We start from the raw sequence: 19,329 nt of genomic DNA, 5'->3' as shown, positions 1-19,329 counted from the left end.
ATGCAGACCGCTCCGCTGGATTTCCGCCTGGCCACCCGTGCCGACGAGGAACTGCTGATCGCGCTGATGCGCGATTTCTACGCCGAAGACAAGATCGAATTCGAAGATGTGCGCGTGCGCCGTGGCGTCGATGCGCTGCTGGCTGATCCGCGCAACGGCGAAGTGCTGCTGTGGCTGGACGAGGCCGCAGCTGTGGTTGGCTATGCGGTGATCGCGATGGGCTTCAGCCTGGAGCAGGGCGGCCACTTCATGCTGCTGGACGAACTCTATCTCAGCCATCGCGCGCGTGGTCGTGGCCGTGGCAAGCGGGCACTGGCCATCTGCGAACAGCGCGCGCGGGGGCGCGGCGTGAGCCGGCTGCGGTTGGAGGTCAACCATCACAACGAACTGGCGCGTCGCCTCTACCTGGCGAGTGGCTACATCGATGACACCCGCGATCTGCTGACCCTGCCGCTGGACCATCCGCGCCCGGAGGGCATCCTGTGAGCGAGGCGCTGCTGCGCAGCCTGCAACAGCGCGCCACCCTCAATGCACTGGTGCGGCGCTTCTTCGCCGAGCGTGGCGTGCTGGAGGTGGAAACGCCGATCCTGTCGGTGGCGGGCAACACCGAGCCGAACATCGACAGCTTCCACACCGATTTCAGCGGTCACGTCGATGCGGGCGGTCGCCGCCGCTGGCTGCGCACCTCGCCGGAGTTCCCGCTCAAGCGACTGCTCGCTGCCGGCGTGGGCGACTGCTATGAGCTGGGCCGGGTGTTCCGCAACGGCGAAGCGGGCGGCCGCCACAATCCCGAGTTCACCATGCTGGAGTGGTATCGGGTTGGCTGGGACCACCATCGGCTGCTGCAGGAAACCGCAGAACTGGTGGGCCAGGCGCTGGCGCTGGTGGGACGCAGCGCGACGTTGCGTGTGCTGAGCTATCGCGAACTGTTCCAGCAGCACGCAGGCGTGGACCCGTTCGATGCCGACGAGGCAGCGCTGCGCGCCGCGCTGGGCGAGGTGCACATCGATCCGGTGGGCCTGACCCGCGATGACTGGCTGGATCTGTTGATGACCCACCGTATCCAACCGCATTTCGATGACGCGGTCATGACCGTCGTCCACGACTGGCCCGCCAGCCAGGCGGCACTGGCGCGTATCCGCGCCGGCACACCGCCGTTGGCCGAGCGTTTCGAGCTGTACCTGGGCGCGGTGGAACTGGCCAACGGTTATCACGAACTGAACGATGCGGCTGAACAACGCGCGCGTTTCCAGCATGACATGCAGCGCCGGCACGCGCGCGGACAGGTACAGCCCGCATTGGATGAAGCGTTGCTGCATGCGCTGCCTTTGATGCCCGACTGTGCTGGCGTTGCTGTTGGCATCGATCGCCTGTTGATGGCGATGCACCGTACATCGCGCATTGCAGATGTACTTGCATTCGATTTCGCCCACGCATGACCCGACGATTTCCCATGGACCTGGCAGGCTGAACGAAAACGCGATTTTCCGCGCTTGATTCAGCAAGCACGATGATGCTCTTATCACAGTCGATACCGCACACTTGCGTCGTGGTTCATCCATTCATGGGGAAGGCTTTGGTCAAGTGGTTTGCGGTCGTAGCGGCACCGATGTACTCCGTGGCGATATGGGGTGGCCTGCTTCCGTCGACCGCATCGGCGCAGGCGCTTGGCTATGACAGCGAAGTGGTGACCTGCGAATCCCGCGACATGGGCTGGGTGCACTGTGATATCGATGTCAGCAACGGCGTCGACCTGATCCGCCAGTTGTCCAGCAACAGCTGCATCCGTGGCAGCGAGTGGGGCACCGACCGCAGTGGCGTGTGGGTGACCCTGGGCTGCCGCGCCGAGTTCCGCGCGCGCCGTGCAGAGAATGGTGCTGCGCCCTCGGCCGAGAGTCGCAAGCGTCTGGTGCGACGGGTGGTGCGCTGTGAGTCCAACGGGCGCCCGCAGAGTTGCCCGGTACGCCTGGATGGCGCGCCGGTGCGGCTGCTGCGGCAGCTGTCGGTGCTGCCGTGCCGGGAAGGGCAGGGCTGGGGCTACAAGCGCAATGAGGTATGGACCACCCGGGGGTGCCAGGGTGACTTCGAGGTGGCCGACGAGCAGGGCCGTTTCGTCGACATGCCGCGCCGGCTGACCTGCGAATCCAAGTCCAAGAAGCGCCGCTTCTGTGGCGCCAGCATCTCCACCAGCGCCACCATCTCCAACCAGCTTTCCAGCACTCCGTGCGAAGAAGGCAATACCTGGGGCTGGAACCGCAACGGCATCTGGGTCGACGGCGGCTGCCGCGCCGAATTCTCGGTGAACTGAGTTCCGACGGGTCCATCCGCGCGTGGCGTGGCCCTACAATGGGCCCATGACTACCGCCACCGACCTCGACTACGCCCGCTACGACCACATCCGCCCGATCCTGTGGACCGGCGATACCCTGCAACTGCTTGACCAGCGCAAGCTGCCGTTCGTGGTCGAGCATGTGGCCTGCCATGACAGCGATGAGGTGGCCGCCGCCATCCACGCCCTGACCGTGCGCGGCGCGCCGGCCATCGGCATCGCTGCCGCCTGGGGTGTGGTGCTGGCCGCACGTGATGTGCAGGCCGCCGACGGCGCGCATGCCCTGCAGCAGCTGGAACCGGCACTGCAGCGGCTGAACGCCTCGCGCCCGACCGCGGTGAACCTGGCCTGGGCGCTGGCACGCATGCGACGTTGCCTGAGTGCTGCCGGTGCCGACTGGAAGGCGCTGCTGGAGGCCGAGGCACAGGCCATCGCTGAAGAAGACCTGGCCGCCAACCGTCATATGGGCGCCCTCGGTGCCGGCCTGATCGAGGCCGGCAGCGGCGTGTTGACCCATTGCAACACCGGTTCGCTGGCCACCGCCGGCTTCGGTACGGCGCTGGGCGTGATCCGCGCCGGCATGGCCCAGGACCGCATTGCCCGGGTGTTCGCCGGCGAGACCCGGCCGTGGTTGCAGGGTGCGCGCCTGACCGTGTGGGAGCTGCAGCAGGATGGCATCGACGCGACGCTGATCGCCGACTCGGCCGCTTCGCACCTGATGAAGACCGGTGCCGTGCAGTGGGTGATCGTGGGCGCCGACCGGATCTGCGCCAACGGTGATACCGCCAACAAGATCGGCACCTACCAGCTGGCCATCGCGGCCCGCCACCACGGGGTGAAGTTCATGGTCGTGGCGCCGTCCTCGACGGTGGACATGGATACCGTGGACGGCAGCCAGATCGAGATCGAACAGCGCGATCCGGGCGAACTGTACGGCGTGGGCGGCACCCGCACCGTGGCCGAGGGCATCGCTGCCTGGAACCCGGTGTTCGATGTCACCCCGGGCGAGCTGATCGATGCCATCGTGACCGAGCGGGGGGTGATCCTGAACCCGACCGCGGAGAACATGCGCGCCGCCTTCGGCGGCTGACGCGGGCAGGGGCGGGAGCCTTTCCACGGGAAAGCGCCCCGGCCCGGCGTCCGGTAGTGCCGGCCGCTGGTCGGCAAACCCCTAAGTTCCTGATTTGTGCCGGTAAAATCACCGTAAAAGCAGGCGGAAAACGGCCCCGTGTGGTAGAATCCAGCGGTTGAATCGAGGTTCCGGCACGACCGCCCCCGGGTGGATGCGCCGGACTGGACCGCTACCAGACAACGGAACCCGAATGGCAGAAACCGCCAAGGAAATCATCCAGGTCAACCTGGAAGACGAGATGCGCAAGAGCTACCTCGATTACGCCATGAGCGTGATCGTGGGGCGCGCGCTGCCAGATGCGCGCGATGGCCTCAAGCCGGTGCATCGTCGTGTGCTGTTTGCGATGAATGAACTCAACGCGCACAGCAACAAGCCCTACTTCAAGTCGGCACGTATCGTCGGTGACGTCATCGGTAAGTACCACCCGCATGGCGACCAGTCGGTATACGACACGCTGGTGCGCTTGGCACAGCCGTTCTCGCTGCGTTACATGCTGGTCGATGGCCAGGGTAACTTCGGTTCGGTCGACGGCGACTCCGCCGCGGCGATGCGATACACCGAGGCGCGCATGTCGCGGCTCGCGCATGAGCTGATGGCGGACATCGACAAGGAAACCGTCGATTTCCAGCCCAACTACGACGAAAAGGAACTGGAGCCGACGGTCATGCCGACCCGGTTCCCGAACCTGCTGGTCAATGGTTCGGCCGGTATCGCGGTGGGCATGGCGACCAACATTCCGCCGCACAACCTCACCGAATCGATCAATGCCTGCATCGCGCTGATCGACAATCCGGAAATCGATATCGACGGCCTGATGGAGTTCATCCCGGGCCCGGATTTCCCGACCGCAGGCATCATCAACGGCACCGCCGGCATCATCGCCGGCTACCGCACCGGCCGTGGCCGCGTGCGCATCCGTGCCAAGGCCGATGTCGAAGTTGCCGACAACGGCCGCGAATCGATCATCGTCACTGAAATTCCTTACCAGGTGAACAAGGCGCGTCTGATCGAGAAGATCGCCGAGCTGGTCAAGGAAAAGAAGATCGAAGGCATCAGCGAGCTGCGCGATGAGTCCGACAAGGACGGCATGCGCATCTACATCGAAATCAAGCGCGGCGAGTCGGCCGAGGTTGTGCTCAACAACCTCTACCAGCAGACCCAGATGGAGTCGGTGTTCGGCATCAACATGGTGGCGCTGGTCGATGGCCGCCCGCAGTTGATGAACCTCAAGCAGATGCTGGAGGCCTTCGTCCGCCACCGTCGCGAAGTGGTCACCCGCCGCACCGTGTTCGAGCTGCGCAAGGCGCGCGCCCGTGCCCACGTGCTGGAAGGCCTGACCGTTGCGTTGGCCAACATCGACGAGATGATCGAACTGATCAAGACCTCGCCGAACCCGGGTGAAGCACGCGAGCGCATGCTTGCGCGCCTGTGGGAGCCGGGCTTGGTCGGTTCGATGCTCGGCGCCGCCGGTGCCGAAGCCTCGCGTCCCGATGACCTGCCCAAGGGTGTGGGCCTGATCGAAGGCGGCTACCAGCTGACCGAGATCCAGGCGACCCAGATCCTGGAAATGCGCCTGCACCGCCTGACCGGGCTGGAGCAGGACCGCCTGACCGAGGAATACAAGCAGCTGCTGGAAGTGATCGCCGGGCTGATCCACATCCTGGAAGATCCCGACCGCCTGCTGCAGGTGATCCGCGAAGAGCTGATCAACGTGCGTGCCGAGTTCGGTGACGAGCGCCGTACCGAGATCCGCCACAGCGAAGAAGATCTGGACATCCTCGACCTGATCGCCCCGGAAGACGTGGTGGTCACCGTCTCCCACGCCGGCTACGTGAAGCGCCAACCGGTGAGCGTGTACCGCGCGCAGCGCCGTGGCGGACGTGGCCGCAGCGCGGCGTCGACCAAGGAAGAGGATTTCATCGAACAGCTGTGGCTGGTCAACACGCACGACACGCTGTTGACCTTCACCAGTTCGGGCAAGGTGTTCTGGCTGCCGGTGTACCAGCTGCCCGAAGCCGGTTCCAACGCCCGCGGTCGTCCGATCATCAACTGGATCCCGCTGGAGCCGGGCGAACGCGTGCAGGCCGTGCTGCCGGTGCGCGAGTACGCCGATGGCCAGTTCGTGTTCTTCGCCACCAAGAACGGTACGGTCAAGAAGACCCCGCTGGGCGAGTTCGCCTTCCGTCTGGCCCGCGGCAAGATCGCGATCAACCTCGACGAGGGCGATGCCCTGGTCGGCGTCGGCCTGACCGATGGCGAGCGTGACATCCTGCTGTTCGCCTCCAACGGCAAGACCGTGCGCTTCGGTGAAGACAAGGTCCGCTCGATGGGTCGTACCGCTACCGGCGTGCGTGGCATCAAAATGCCGGCCGGCGAGGAAGTGGTCAGCCTGATCGTGGCCGAGAGTGCTGGCGGCGTCGAGGATGAGAACGAGGACGACAACGGTGTCGAGGAAGCCATCGCCACCGGCGACGCGGTGATCGAAGGTGCCGACGACGCCAACCTGCGGTACATCCTCACCGCCACCGAAAACGGCTACGGCAAGCGCACCCCGCTGCCGGACTACCCGCGCAAGGGTCGTGGCACGCAGGGCGTCATCGGCATCCAGACCACCGAGCGCAATGGCAAGCTGGTCGCCGCGGTGCTGATGGGTACCGACGATGAAGTCCTGCTGATCTCCGACGGCGGCACCCTGGTGCGTACGCGTGGTTCGGAAATCAGCCGCGTCGGCCGCAACACCCAGGGCGTGACCCTGATCCGCCTGTCCAAGGACGAGAAGCTGCAGGCGGTGGAGCGCATGGATGCCTCGATCGACGAGGACGAGGACGAGGTGGCCGCCGCCACCCCGGCCGCGACCGACGGCGCACCGGCTGCTGCCAGCAGTGAGGACGCCGCGCAGGAGTGATCCTGCCGCGACACTGAGGTACCCGACGACGCCGGCCCAGTGCCGGCGTCGTCGTGTCTGCCGTCGAAAATACGCACGCACTTCACGGTGACGATGGCATAAGGGCGCATGCTGCCCCCCGGAGAGCGTCGATGTCCGCCACGCCGCAGTCCGCTTCCGCCGCGACGCCCACCTCGCGCCACCCGCTGATCACCGTCCTGGCCTTGTTGCTGATCGTGCTCGGCCTGATCATCGGCGGGCTCGGTGGCTGGCTGGCCAGCCTCGGGGGCTCCTGGTACTACGCCATCGCCGGCCTCGGCCTGCTGGTGTGCGGCATCCTGTTGTGGGGCAATCGCCGTAGCGGTGCGCTGCTGTATGCACTGATCTTCCTCGGCAGCCTGCTGTGGACCTGGTGGGAATCGGGCAGCGATTACTGGCGCTGGGTGCCACGGCTGGGGCTGGTGACCGGGCTCGGCATCGTCCTGGCGTTGCTGGCGCCGACTCTGCAGACGCCGGTACCCAAGCGCCTTTCGCGCAGCGTGGCCGCTGTGCTGATGCTGGTGTTCGTGGTCGCCTTCGGCCTCGCGTTCGCCCCCCATGGCCTGGTTGACGGGCACCAGCCGTTCCCGGAGCCGGCGGTCAGCGCCGGGCTCGATCCAACCCGTGACACCACCGGTCTGCAGCCGGCCGACCAGCCGGCGGAGGGAGACTGGCCGGCCTGGGGGCGCAGCAATGCCGCCACCCGCTATTCGCCGCTGCAGCAGATCACCCCTGAAAACGTAGGCACCCTGCAATTGGCGTGGCAGTTCCGTACCGGCGACCTGCCGAAGAAGCGCTGGGGGGCGGAAACCACGCCATTGAAGATCGGTGATCGGCTGTACCTGTGCACCGCACGCAATCAGCTGATCGCCCTCGATGCCGGCAACGGCAAGGAACTATGGCGGTTCGATCCAAAGGTGAAGGATGCCTCGATCCCGTACACGGCCGCCTGCCGTGGCGTGTCCTACTACGAACAGCCCAGTGCACCGACCCTCGCCGATGCCGCGCTGGCTGACGTGGCCGCCGATCTGGCGCTGCCCGCACCCCCGCCGACCCGTATCAGCCGGAGCGCGGCGCCCGGCAGCCGCGCAGCGTGCAGCGCACGCATCATCGAAGGCACGCTGGACGGCCGCCTGATCGCGGTGGACGCCGACAGCGGTCGCCCCTGTGCGAATTTCGGCAACAACGGCCAGGTCGACATCACCCTGGGCATGGGCGAGGTGCCACCGGGTTACGTCTCGATCACCTCGCCGCCCGCGATTGTCCGCGGCGTCATCGTCACCGGCCACCAGGTGCTGGATGGCCAGCGTCGCGACGCGCCCTCCGGCGTCATCCAGGCCTACGACGCGGTCAGCGGCAAGCTGCGCTGGGCGTGGGACATGGACCAGCCCGAGCGCAGCGGTCTGCCACCGCGCGAGCAGACCTATACGCGTGGCACACCGAACATGTGGACCACCGCGACCGGTGATGAAGCGCTGGGCCTGGTGTACCTGCCGATGGGCAATGCCGCGGGCGACTACTGGAGTGGCTCGCGCACGGAAAACCAGAACAGATACGCGACCTCGCTGGTCGCCATTGATGTGGCCACCGGCAAGCCGGTCTGGCATTTCCAGGCGGTGCGCAAGGACGTCTGGGATTACGACCTGGGTTCACAGGCCAGCCTGATCGACTACCCGACGGCATCCGGCAAGGTGCCGGCAATCCTGCTGCCCACCAAGCAGGGCGACATGTACATCCTCGACCGTCGCAACGGCCAGCTGCTGACTCCGGCCGAAGAGCGCAAGGTGCCGCAGGGCGGTGTAGAGCCCGAGCAGCGTGCCGCCACCCAGCTGTTCTCGCTGTACCACACGCTGCGGCGCGACGATGCGCTGACCGAGCGCGACATGTGGGGCATCACTCCCATCGACCAGCTGGTCTGCCGCATCCAGTTCCGCAAGGCGCATTACGAAGGTTTCTACACACCGCCCAGCAGCGATCACCATTCCATCGAGTACCCCGGCTACAACGGCGGCTCGGACTGGGGCAGCGTGGCCATCGATACGCGGCGTGGCGTGATCGTGGCCAACTACAACGACATGCCCAACTACAACCGGCTGGTGCCGCGCGCAGAGGCCGACCGTAAAGGCTGGCTGCCGCGCGAGCAGATCCGCGCTGATAGGGGCGGTGCCGAAGGGGCAGGGGACCCACAGGTGGGCACGCCCTATGGCATCGACGTCAATGCCGGTTGGCGGCTGCCGTTCACCGGCCTGCTGTGCAAGCAGCCGCCCTATGGCGGCATCCGTGCGATCGATCTGCGCAGCGGCAAGCTGCTGTGGGACCGGCCGTTCGGCAGCGCGCGCGGCAACGGCCCCTTCGGCATCCGCTCCGGCCTGCCCATTGAGATCGGCACGCCGAACAATGGCGGCTCGGTGGTGACCGCCAGTGGCCTGATCTTCATCGCCGCAGCGACCGACGACCTGCTGCGCGCCATCGACCTGAAGACCGGCAAGGAGCTGTGGCATACCAGGCTGCCGGCGGGCGGCCAGGCCAACCCGATGGTGTACGAGCAGGGCGGGCGACAGTACGTGGTGATCATGGCCGGCGGCCACCATTTCATGGAGACGCCAGCCGGGGATTACGTGATGGCGTACGCGTTGCCGCGGTGAGCCGCCAGTGCGGGAAACACCGCGAGAAGTATCGACGCCCCTGTGGGCGGGTACGTTCCGAACGCCACAGGGGTATCGCGCAACCGGTTAAACCGTAACCACCACCTTGCCGATCTGCTCGTTCGATTCCAGGTAGCGGTGCGCGTCCTGGATCTGCGCGAACGTAAACACCTTGGCGATCAGCGGTGCCAGAACGCCCTTGTCCAGGCCATCGACGATGAACGCCTTCGCACGCGCCAGCGCCGCATCGTCGGACACGATTTCCGAGTACAGGTAGCCCTTCAGCGTCAGCGACTTGCCCAATACGTTGAACAGCGGGAACGGCGTCGGCTCGCTGCTCAGCGCGCCATACTCCAGCAGGATGCCGCCGCGTGCCATCGCCTCGGTGAGCGGTACGAACTGCGGGCCGCCGATGGGATCGAATACCACGCGCGCGCCAGCACCTGCGGTGATGCGAGCAACTTCGGCCACCAGGTCCTGCTCCTGGGTGGCGATGACATGAGCGGCGCCGGCATCGAGCAGCGCCTGGCGCTTGCCCGGGCCACGGGTTACCGCAATCGGCGTTGCGCCCACCGCATTGGCGATCTGGATGGCGGCCAGGCCAACGCTGCTTGACGCTGCAGTGATGATGACGAAATCGCCGGCACCCAGCTTGGCCTGCTCCAGCAGCGCACCCCAGGCGGTGACGTACTGCATCCACACCGCAGCGGCCTGCTCGAAGCCCAACGACGACGGATGCTTCACCACCAGCCGCGCCGGCACGTTGGCCAGCTCGCCGTAGGTGCCCCAGCGGGCGATATCCAGCGGCGGTACGACGCTGACGGCATCGCCTGCAGCGAAGCCGGTCAACGCGCTGCCTACGGCTTCAACAAGGCCCGCCGCTTCATAGCCCAGGCGGCTGGGGAACTCTGCCTGCTGCAGATAGGCGCCGTTGCGGAACATCACCTCGGCGCGGTTCAGGCCGATGGCCTTGACCCGGATCTGGATCTCGTCGGCGGCAGGAGCGGGTACGTCGATATCGTCAACGCGCAGCACATCGGCGTCGCCATAGGCGTGGATGCGGACAACCTGGGTCATGGGGGGCTCCAAAGGGAACGCCGGCTGGTGGCCGGGCAGGGGGGAACAGAGCGCTACTGTGCGCGTGGCCGGCGAACGAAAGAAGGGGTAATCTGGCGTTTCATTGGAAAACAATAGTTTGCAATGGACCTTATCGCACCCCTGCGCAGCTTCGCCAAGGTGGCCGAGGTGGGCTCGTTCGCCGCCGCTGCCGACGCACTGGACCTGTCGCCGCAGCTGGTCGGCAAGCATGTGCAGACGCTGGAACAGCATCTGGGCGTGCGCCTGCTCAACCGCACCACACGCAAGCAGAGCCTGACCGACTTCGGGCAGGCGTACCTGGTCCGTGCCCGGGTCATCCTGGAAGAAGTGGAGAGTGCCGAGCAGTTGGCCGAAATCGCGCGCGGTCGACCGATGGGCCGGCTGCGGATCAGTGCACCGGTCACCTTCGGCGTGCATGCGCTGGGGCCGGCGGTGGTGGCCTACATGCAGCAGTATCCCGACGTGCAGGTGGATCTGAACCTGTCCAACAGCCTGGTCAACGTGGTTGAAGACGGCTACGACCTGGTGTTCCGCACCGGTGATCTCGCCGACAGCGGCCTGGTCGCGCGGCGGCTGGGGCCATATCCGCTGGCCCTGTGCGCTGCTCCCGGCTATCTCGCCGCACGGCCACCGATCGTTCACCCGCAGGACCTGAGCCGGCATGAATGCCTGGGCTTCGCCCACTCGGTGATCCGTACGCGGTGGAGCTTCCATGACCCGCAGGGCGGGGTGTTGACCGTGCCGGTCTCCAGTCGCTTCATGGTCAACCAGGCCGAGCCGCTGCTGACCGCTGCGGTAGGTGGGCTGGGACTCATCCTGCAGCCGTTCGAGATGATGTCCGCTGTTCTGGCGCGCGGCGAACTGGTGGAGGTGCTGCCTCGATTCGTGCCGGTGTCCACCTCGATCAACCTGCTGTATCCCCACGATCGCCAGGTCACGCCGAAGCTGCGCAGCTTCCTGGATTTCTGCGTGGCGCGCTTCACCGAACAGAGCATGGCACGTGAGCGTTGATCGAATCATGCGCAGCGAGTGGTGGCGTCGGTAGTTTACGATGACGTCCCGCCCCATCTGCAGAGGATCTGCCATTACCCTGTTGCATCTTTTGCTGATCGGCAGCGTCGTCACTGCCAGCGCACAGACGCCCGCTGCTGCGATCGCCGAGTGGGAATTGCACGGCCGAGTCGAAGGCCTGGCCCGGCCGGACACCGTCTGCCAGGATTTCCTGCAGGCGATGGGCCGAAAACCCCCCGAACTGGAATACGTCGGCTGCACGCAGGACGATGCTTCCTATCTCCAGCCGATGGAAGCGCGGTATCGCGTCAGCGGCGCTTCGGCGGCGAGGATTGAAGCCTACCTGCAGCAGACCTTCGGCATGCCGTCATTGACGTACGTCTGCTGTGGCTGGAGCAACGGCGCGCCCTATTTCTGGCGCGAGCAGCCCGGCAGCGTGAACTACCAGATCGGCATGGGCGTGGAATCGCCGCATCATCCGCGCGGGCAGTGGAGCGCGATTCCCTACTTCGCGGTGACCGTTGCGGTGAATCGAAAAAGTCCGTGATGGCGTGCGCTTGGGTACCGATCACAGGCGTACAGGGAATGACAACCATGCCTACGATGCTGCTCCGCATTACTGCGATATGCCGATCCCGGGCGTGTGCAGTTCGCAGAGGAGGTGACCGTGGCCTATTCGAACAACAAGCGCGGCCGGACGTATGACGTAAAGCTGGTGGATGCCAATCCGTCGACGGCCCTCAGCGGCTGGGCGTTGAACGCGGTCAAGGTGATGCGCTTCACCGCCACGGACAGCAACACCGAGCGCACCCCGATCCGCAGCAAAATGACCGCGCGCTGGAGCAACGGCAGGTAACGCGCTAGGTCGGGACCCGCACCATCTTCGTCATCAGGTGTTCGACCACGCCGGCCGGGTCTGCCGTGCGGCCCACATGTGTGCTGGACATCTGCACCACCGAGCTGCGCTTGGCGGTCAGGAAATGGAAGCGCGCGCGCGCGGGCAGCTGCGCAATCGGGCCGGCGTTGGCATCGCCCCGGCAGATCGCCACGATGGCATCCAGCCACGGCTGCAGCGCTTCAATATCCAGCGCCGGCGCGAAGGCCTGCAGGCGCGCAGCGTCGATCTCGATCGCCGCTTCGAGGTGACGTGCGCCGGGGCAGGACACGATCACCCCGACGTTGATGAACTCCTCGCGTTCCACCCGCGGTACCACGCGGATGACGGCATAGTCATACGTGTGCAGCGTGGGCACGGATGGCCTCCTGCACGAACACCGCACGTACCTTCAGGCGATGCTTCAGGTAATTGATGTAGCCCTGCCGATAAGCCTGGGGGCTGTCGAAGGCCGGCTCATCGACCAGCCAGCTGTCCGGCACCAGGCCTACAATGCGCTCGATTTCCGCATCCGGCAGGCGCGCAGCCAGTTCGGCATCGACCTCGGCGATGCGGCTGGCGAACGACAGCAGCACGTGGTCGCGGATCAGCACGAAGGGCTTCTCGCAGGCATCGCCGGCGTTGGCCCAGTCGTGATGGAAGTACATCGCCGCGCCGTGGTCGATCAGATACAGCTTGCGGTGCCACACCATCAGGTTCGGATTGCGCGTGGTGCGGTCGACGTTGCTGGTGAACGCATCGAACCAGACGATGCGCGAGGCCAGGTCAGCGTCCACCGGCATTGCCGCCGGGTCGTAGTTGATCGCGCCGGGCAGGTAATCCAGGCCCAGGTTCAGGCCTTCGCTGGCGCGGATCAGGTCCTGGATCTCCGGGTCGGGCTCGGTGCGGGCGAACTCGCTGTCCAGCTCGACGAACAGGATCTCCGGAATCGGCAGGCCCACCGCGCGCGCCATCTCGCCCGCGATCAACTCGGCGATCAGCGCCTTTGGCCCTTGGCCGGCACCACGGAACTTGAGTACGGCCATGCCGTCGTCGTCGGTCTCGACCACGGCAGGCAGTGAGCCACCTTCCCGCAAGGGGGTGATGTAGCGAAGGGCATGGACGGTACGCATGCACGCATTCTAGCGTGGCCCATGCGCGGGTTGCGCCGGGCGATGCCCGGCGCCGTCCCTGACCTCAATGCGACAGTGCGCTGCGCTGCTGTTCCTGCACCTGCTGGCGCGTCTGCTCCTGCGAGGCGTGGTCGGCCTGGCGCTGGTTGACGATGGCGAGGCTGTCCAGGCTTTCCTGCACCGGCCGCTGGGCGGCTTCAGCGGTAGCTGCCGACGCACGCAGCGACGCAGGATCATCCAGCGCGCCCTTCACCACGAACACGTTCTGTGCCGCAGCGACGTCGCCGGCCTGGCGGCTGAGCACCACATGATCCACGCGGTCCAGGCCGTTCTCGCGGGCCAGCACCAGCAGGCTTGCGCTCAGGCGTTCACTGGAAGCGTCGAAGCTGCGGCCGTTGGCGGCATCCAGCTCGGCCACCTTGCCGCGGATCTGGTCGTGCAGGGCACGGTCGTTGCCGCCCGCCAACGCAACCTGCGCCTCGTTCGAGGGAGCGGCGGTCGCCTGCGCGGTGATGGGCACGTGGGCGTAGGTGCCCTCGGTGTGGTCGAAATAATGCAGCGTGGACGGCGAAGTGCTGGTATCGAAGTAGGGCTGTCGTGGCGGCGTGCCCTTACCCAGATACAGGCCGTTCTGTTCCAGCAGGCTTTCCTGCAGGCCCAGCTGTGCCATGTTCACCGACATCCTGCTGATGCCATCGGGTGCCGGGTTTTTGGCCTCTTCCTCGCAGGCGCGGCTGATGGCAGAGGCAGCGTAGAAATTCTGGTAGTCAGAATTGCCATTGGGCCCCAGCCCGGACGACACGCCTTCGTCGTAGTAGTGCTTGCCCATGCCCTCGATGTTGGCGGCAGTGGCGGTCATGCTCAGGTCTGCATTGAGTGTGAGGTCCGGATGCGCGGTATAGGTCATCGGCGGGCCGGGCTGCACGCGCACGAACTCGTTTGCACGGGTACTTGCGTTATATACATCCTCCAGCGTGGCGTCCGGGTTGGCGGTCTTGACCATGCCGACCAGTGCATTCCAGCCCTCGATGTTCGCCGATGCCTCGTCGCGTCGGTTGGCTGCGAGCAGGGTGCCAATGGCCTGGGTGTAGTCGTGGGTCGAATCGCGCGCGGCAATGTCTGCAATATCAGAATCAAACTGCTCGTAGGCACGTTCGGTCGCTGCATCATTGAGCCCATGCTGGATCTCATGGCCCAGGACGAACGTCAGCTCTGCAGCATCGTGCTTGTCCGGGGCTGCCAGCGTGGACAGACTGGATGCCGGCAGGCGGATGGCCTTTGCGCCGCTGACGTACTCGCCGGCCACATTGCTGTCGGCGGGCAACAGCTCGAAGCGCTGCAGATGACCGGCGGTGATGGCCAAGTCGACCTGGGTTGCCAGCGCCGGAGAATTGGCAATGGCCTTGCGAAGGTTGTCGACCTGATCGGTCGTTACATCGGGTTTTCCTGCAAATTCGGTCAGCAGGCGTTCCGTATCCGCTGAAAGCGTAGGCATGGTGCGGTGCTCCTTACTGCACGGTCACAAGGCGGACGCAGGCATGCGCCGGCTTGCCAGACGGGGTTGAATCCTCAGCCATCGTGTCGACCTTGATGGTCAGATCCGGGCGATCGAAACGGTCATGGATGACCCGGCCGTGCTCGCCGCGGATGGTGTCGCGCTTGAAGCCCGCGGCCTGCAGACCCGCGGCGAACTGATTGAAGTCGACCTGGCAGATCGCCGATGCGTTGGCTTTGCGGTCGGCGGTGGTGTCGATGAAATTGAGATCGAGACGCGCATCGGCGGCGCCAGCCTTCTTGATCTCCAGGCCGTAGCTCCATTCCGGCGTCAGCGTGCCGCCGTAGCCGAAATGCCCCGGGCCGAAACTCTGCGCGGGAGCCTGCATGGCCTGCGATACCCGTTCAAGGGTCAGTTCACGGGTGGAGGTGGTGTCCTTGATCAGATCCAGCAGGCGCAACAGCAGTTGGTCTGCGCTGAGCGCAGACGGCGTTGCGGCGTCGGAGGCAGTCGATGCCATGGTAACGGGTCCTTGAGAAGTCGACGAACGGTCAGTCGCGTGTGTGCAGGCGCAGAGCGAGGCCGCACATAGGGCGATTGCCCACGGCCGTGTGAATGCGTACCCAAACATAAGCGTTCCCTGCATGTTGAGCGCTGACCCTAAAGTGGGCCAAGTGAATCACAGGTTAAATGGAAATGACGATTGCTGGAATCGGGGCAGGGCACGTTCGGCTCAGGCACGGGCCGCAAGTGAAGGTGCCCGGGACGGGACGCTACGGAACTTCTTCACTTCGCCATTCCCTGGGCGGTGGCAGCATCCAACCGTGTAGACGATCAAGCGCAGGCGTGACCCTGAGTTGCAGGCGTCCCTGTCGCTTTCCCGCGATCGATACCCGCCAGCTCGTTTCCGGCACATTTGCGCAGCGTTGAATGTGGTCCTGCGAGGCCACTCCCCCGGCAAGGAGGCCCGCGATGCACAGTCCTGTTCACGCGTACACCTACCGCATCAGCAACCGGCCTGTCGCCCAGGTGGAATGTGCTGTTGTCGGCGAACATGCTGAAACCGCTGCTGCGGTTCATGCAGCCTCAGACAGAATTCTTCCGTGAGTTGAGCACCGATGGTTGGCTCTGCATCCCGCAGTGCGCAGAGCCACTACATGCATGCGAGTCGCCCCACGACGCTGTTTCGTTCGCAGCACTGGGCGCGCATCTCGTCCACGATGTCCACGCAGGCTTCCGAGGTGCACGATGAGCAACGAATCGAGAGGAGCCCTGCCGCCCCTGGATCTGGATGATGCCAAGGCCGAGCAGATGATTGGCAAGCTGGTACTGGTGGGCGTTACCCGTTTTGGCGGCGATGGCCAGGTACAGGGGCTGGAACAGTTTGCCGGCACCGTGCTGCGGGTCAGTGCCGAAGAGGGACTGGTACTGGCCGATGGCGATGACGGACATGAGCGCTACCTGCCGCCGATGCTGGACCAGTACCTGCCGGCCGCGCCGGGTGAGTACCAGTTGCGGTCCAGTGGGGTGACGGTGATCGATCCCGATTATCTGTCCACCTGGGAGCTGCACGCACGGCAGTAACCGAGGGGTATCCAGGGAAGGGGCCGGGCCATGCAGGGCCACGCTTTGCAGGATGGGGCGACTAGCCCTTCCGGCCCATTTCCCGGTGGGCCGGGGGTGTTAGATTCGGCCCATGCCCGCAGTGCGGGTACCCAACTCACTCCCAGGGGATTAAGGATGCTCATCCGTCGTACCTCTCTGGCGGCGGCCGTTGCCGTTGCCACATTCGGCCTGCTGGCCGCCGGCCCGGCCTTCGCCGACTACGCCAAGCCACCGGAACACCTGCTCAAGGTACTCAAGGCCCCGCCGCCGCCGGCACCGAACATCGACCCCAGCGGCCAGCGCCTGCTGCTGACCACCGCGCAGACCTATCCGTCCATTACTCGCGTGGCGCAGCCGTACCTGAAGCTGGCCGGCGTGCGCCTGGAACCGAAGAACCGCAGCCGCCACGACACCCCCGGCGGCTATGGCATTCCGGCCTGTGTGGCCGACTTCACCCTGGTCGAGATCGCCAGCGGCAAGAGCACCAAGGTCAACCTGCCGCAGGGCTGCGCAGGGGCCGCACAGTGGTCGGCCGATGGCAGCCGTTTCGCCTTCCAGAATGCGGTCGATACCAGCGTGCAGCTGTGGGTGGGCGACGCCGCCACTGGCCAGGTGAAGCAGGTGCCGAATGTGCAGCTGAATCCGATCTTCGGGTACACCGTGCAGTGGCTGGGTGGCAGCCAGAGCCTGCTGGTGAAGCTGGTACCTGCCAACCAGGGGCCGGCGCCGTCCAACGGCGGTACTCCCACCGGTCCGGACGCGCAGGAGTCGCTGGGCAGCAGTGGCGAGAGCAGCACCTATGAAGCGCGCGACACGCTGACCAGCGTGCACGATGAAAAGCTGTTCGCCTATTACGGTGCCTCGCAGCTGGCGGTGGTCGATGCCGCTGCCGGCAGCGTGCGCCCGGTTGGCCAGCCGGCGCTGTACAACGACGTCAACGCCGCACCCGATGGCGTGCATGTGCTGACCGAAACCCTGAAGGCACCGTTCTCGCATGCGGTGACCTACCAGCGCTTCGCCAACGATGTAGCGGTGCTGGACCTCGGCAACGGCCGCAACACGGTTCTGGCCAGCCTGCCGCTGGCCGATCGCGTGCCGGTACACGGCGTGCCGGAAGGCCCGCGCGGTTACGACTGGCGCTCCACCGACCCGGCTACCCTGGTCTATGCCGAAGCGCTGGACAAGGGCGACTGGAAGGTGAGCGTGCCGCATCGCGATCGCGTGCTGATGCTGAAGGCGCCGTTCACCGGCAAGCCGGTGGAAATCGCCCGCACCGCGCAGCGTTTCGAGGGCTTTGCGTGGTCGGCCGACCCGGCCGTGTCGTTCCAGTTCGAGAACGACGAGAACCGCCACTGGATGCAGGCCCGCATCGTCGATGTGGACCAGCCGAAGAAGGAAGGGCGACTGCTGTGGGACATGTCCAGCGATGAGCTGTACGGCAACCCGGGCAACCTGGTGTTCAAGCGCCTGCCCAGCGGTGCGCCGGTGGTACGCCAGGAAGGCAACACCGTGTTCCTGCGCGGGCAGGGCGCGTCGCCGCAGGGCGACCGTCCGTTCCTGGATGCGCTCAACCTGGGTACGCTGAAGAGCGAACGCCTGTTCCGCAGCGCTGCCGATGCGTATGAGCAGGTCATCGGTTTCAGTGCCACGCCGGGCCATCTGGTCACCTGGCACCAGTCGGTGATGGACCCGCCGAACGCGTTCGTGCGTCTGCTCGGTGAGCGCATCGACAATGCCAAGGCCGGCGAAGCGCAGTTCGAGTCCAGGCCCACCGCGTTGACCAAGCTGGTCGACCCGACCCCGGAAGTGCGGCAGATCCAGAAACGCCTGGTGACCTACAAGCGCGCCGATGGCGTGGACCTGTCGTTCACCCTGTACACGCCGCCGGGCTACAAGGAAGGTCAGCGCGTACCGGCGATCCTGTACGCATACCCGGCCGACTTCGCCAATGCCGCACAGGCCGGCCAGGTATCCGGTTCGCAGCAGACCTTCACCCGTCTGCAGCCGTACCGCCTGATGCTGCTGGCCGGCTACGCGATCATCGACAACGCCTCGTTCCCGATCGTCGGTGACCCGAAGAACGCTTACGACACCTATCTGGAACAGCTGGAAGCCGACGCCAAGGCAGCGGTGGACAAGGCCGTGGAACTGGGTGTGGTCGACCGCAACCGCATCGGCGTGACCGGCCACAGCCATGGTGGCCTGATGACCGCCAACCTGATCGCCCACACCACCCTGTTCAAGGCCGGCGTGGCGACCAGTGGTTCGTACAACAAGACCTTCACCCCGTTCGGCTTCCAGAACGAGCGCCGCTCGGTGTGGCAGGCGCAGGACGTGTACCTGAAGGCCTCGCCGTTCTTCTACGCCGACAAGATCAAGCTGCCGCTGCTGCTGGTCCACGGCGAGGACGATGCCAACCCGGGCACCGAGCCGTTCCAGTCGCGCAAGCTGTACCAGGCGATCCGTGGCAATGGCGGCACCACCCGCCTGGTGATGCTGCCGAACGAGCCGCACTGGTACACCGCGTTGGAGTCGAACGAGCAGCTGGTGTATGAAATGCTCAACTGGTTCGACACTTACGTGAAGAACGCGAAGTAATCCGGCAAGGCCGCCCTCCGGGGCGGCCTTTCTGTTTCAGGCGTCGTCTCCAGGTATCCCCCTGTGGGTGTTACGTAACCATCTGTGATGCAGGCATGGAGCGGCCACAAAGCTGCGGTACGCTGCGCATCTGATGTCTGCTACGGGTTCGCTCCATGAAGGCCTTCATCCTCGCCGTATCGCTGTCGATGTCCGTTGTTCCGGTCGCTGCATTCGCCCAGCCCCTGCCTGCTGAACTGGCAGCGTTGGGCATCACCCCCGGCATGCCCTACACCAAAGCCAAGCGACTGCTTGATGCTGCGGGATGGCAGGCGAGCCCGCCACGCGATGCGCCCGAAGCACTGGAGGGTTTCCCGGAAGTGGGTTGCCAGAAAGGCGGCAACAACTGCAGCAGCACCTTCGCCAAAGATGGGCAGCAGGTCGCTCTGCAGGTGGGAACCACGCTGGCGGGTCAGCCCTTCGTGCAGGGTGGCCGCTGAGCGCGAC

At 65.6% G+C, this 19,329-nt stretch carries 17 protein-coding genes; 12 read left to right on the top strand and 5 right to left on the bottom strand.

Going from position 1 to position 19,329, the window contains the following annotated elements; all coding sequences use genetic code 11:
* The 6 genes from H3005_RS07435 to H3005_RS07410 all read left to right on the top strand — a co-directional run bounded on the left by H3005_RS07435 (nt 1) and on the right by H3005_RS07410 (nt 9,029).
* On the top strand, nt 1–486 hold the full coding sequence (locus H3005_RS07435; protein ID WP_100552943.1) for a GNAT family N-acetyltransferase: 486 nt from the start codon (nt 1–3) through the stop codon (nt 484–486).
* Nucleotides 483–1,439: an EF-P lysine aminoacylase EpmA gene (epmA, locus tag H3005_RS07430; protein ID WP_191077846.1), complete on the top strand. Its 957-nt coding sequence runs from the start codon at nt 483–485 to the stop codon at nt 1,437–1,439. Before H3005_RS07435 ends, epmA begins: the two co-directional genes overlap by 4 nt.
* Nucleotides 1,440–1,576: 137 nt before the next feature.
* Nucleotides 1,577–2,308 carry a DUF3011 domain-containing protein gene (locus H3005_RS07425; RefSeq protein ID WP_100554151.1) on the top strand — a complete coding sequence of 244 codons (732 nt, stop codon included), beginning with the start codon at nt 1,577–1,579 and terminating at the stop codon, nt 2,306–2,308.
* Nucleotides 2,309–2,354: 46 nt separating this feature from the next.
* Nucleotides 2,355–3,419, top strand: a complete 1,065-nt coding sequence (gene mtnA / locus H3005_RS07420; protein ID WP_100552941.1) for an S-methyl-5-thioribose-1-phosphate isomerase — start codon at nt 2,355–2,357, stop codon at nt 3,417–3,419.
* A gap of 232 nt (nt 3,420–3,651) precedes the next feature.
* Complete coding sequence (gene gyrA / locus H3005_RS07415; protein WP_100552940.1) at nt 3,652–6,366, top strand: DNA gyrase subunit A; 2,715 nt, start codon at nt 3,652–3,654, stop codon at nt 6,364–6,366.
* A gap of 131 nt (nt 6,367–6,497) precedes the next feature.
* Entirely contained in the window at nt 6,498–9,029 is a 2,532-nt protein-coding gene (locus tag H3005_RS07410) for a membrane-bound PQQ-dependent dehydrogenase, glucose/quinate/shikimate family (RefSeq protein WP_100552939.1), read from the top strand.
* A gap of 87 nt (nt 9,030–9,116) precedes the next feature.
* On the opposite strand, the gene H3005_RS07405 is transcribed toward H3005_RS07410, so the two are convergent.
* Nucleotides 9,117–10,106: a zinc-dependent alcohol dehydrogenase family protein gene (locus tag H3005_RS07405; RefSeq protein WP_191077845.1), complete on the bottom strand. Its 990-nt coding sequence runs from the start codon at nt 10,104–10,106 to the stop codon at nt 9,117–9,119.
* A 123-nt stretch (nt 10,107–10,229) separates the two neighbouring features.
* Here H3005_RS07405 and H3005_RS07400 point away from each other — a divergent pair, with 123 nt between their 5' ends.
* From H3005_RS07400 to H3005_RS07390, 3 genes are all read left to right on the top strand, one after another.
* Nucleotides 10,230–11,138, top strand: a complete 909-nt coding sequence (locus H3005_RS07400; RefSeq protein ID WP_191077844.1) for a LysR substrate-binding domain-containing protein — start codon at nt 10,230–10,232, stop codon at nt 11,136–11,138.
* A 40-nt stretch (nt 11,139–11,178) separates the two neighbouring features.
* Entirely contained in the window at nt 11,179–11,685 is a 507-nt protein-coding gene (locus tag H3005_RS07395; RefSeq protein WP_191077843.1) for a DUF4952 domain-containing protein, read from the top strand.
* Nucleotides 11,686–11,805: 120 nt separating this feature from the next.
* On the top strand, nt 11,806–11,994 hold the full coding sequence (locus H3005_RS07390) for a hypothetical protein (RefSeq protein WP_133120085.1): 189 nt from the start codon (nt 11,806–11,808) through the stop codon (nt 11,992–11,994).
* 4 nt (nt 11,995–11,998) lie between these two features.
* On the opposite strand, the gene H3005_RS07385 is transcribed toward H3005_RS07390, so the two are convergent.
* From H3005_RS07385 to H3005_RS07370, 4 genes are all read right to left on the bottom strand, one after another.
* Nucleotides 11,999–12,391: a DUF3037 domain-containing protein gene (locus tag H3005_RS07385; protein WP_100552934.1), complete on the bottom strand. Its 393-nt coding sequence runs from the start codon at nt 12,389–12,391 to the stop codon at nt 11,999–12,001.
* Complete coding sequence (locus tag H3005_RS07380) at nt 12,369–13,145, bottom strand: HipA family kinase (protein ID WP_032976287.1); 777 nt, start codon at nt 13,143–13,145, stop codon at nt 12,369–12,371. Before H3005_RS07380 ends, H3005_RS07385 begins: the two co-directional genes overlap by 23 nt.
* A gap of 64 nt (nt 13,146–13,209) precedes the next feature.
* Nucleotides 13,210–14,640, bottom strand: coding sequence for an XVIPCD domain-containing protein (locus H3005_RS07375; RefSeq protein WP_100552933.1), 1,431 nt, complete (start codon nt 14,638–14,640; stop codon nt 13,210–13,212).
* A gap of 13 nt (nt 14,641–14,653) precedes the next feature.
* Nucleotides 14,654–15,160: a hypothetical protein gene (locus H3005_RS07370; RefSeq protein WP_223880114.1), complete on the bottom strand. Its 507-nt coding sequence runs from the start codon at nt 15,158–15,160 to the stop codon at nt 14,654–14,656.
* A gap of 728 nt (nt 15,161–15,888) precedes the next feature.
* Between H3005_RS07370 and H3005_RS07365 the strand changes: the two genes are divergently transcribed.
* From H3005_RS07365 to H3005_RS07355, 3 genes are all read left to right on the top strand, one after another.
* Complete coding sequence (locus H3005_RS07365) at nt 15,889–16,224, top strand: hypothetical protein (protein WP_089236083.1); 336 nt, start codon at nt 15,889–15,891, stop codon at nt 16,222–16,224.
* Between the two features lie 156 nt (nt 16,225–16,380).
* A complete protein-coding gene (locus H3005_RS07360) occupies nt 16,381–18,843 on the top strand; it encodes a prolyl oligopeptidase family serine peptidase (RefSeq protein ID WP_191077842.1) in 2,463 nt (820 codons plus the stop codon).
* Nucleotides 18,844–18,998: 155 nt separating this feature from the next.
* Nucleotides 18,999–19,322: a hypothetical protein gene (locus tag H3005_RS07355; protein ID WP_100552930.1), complete on the top strand. Its 324-nt coding sequence runs from the start codon at nt 18,999–19,001 to the stop codon at nt 19,320–19,322.
* Nucleotides 19,323–19,329 lie beyond the last annotated feature (7 nt).

The organism is Stenotrophomonas sp. Br8 (genome assembly GCF_014763005.1).
GTDB classification, from domain to species: Bacteria; Pseudomonadota; Gammaproteobacteria; order Xanthomonadales; family Xanthomonadaceae; genus Stenotrophomonas; species Stenotrophomonas lactitubi.
Note: the sequence above shows the minus strand (reverse complement) of the source record. Positions and strands in the feature narration are given on the sequence as shown.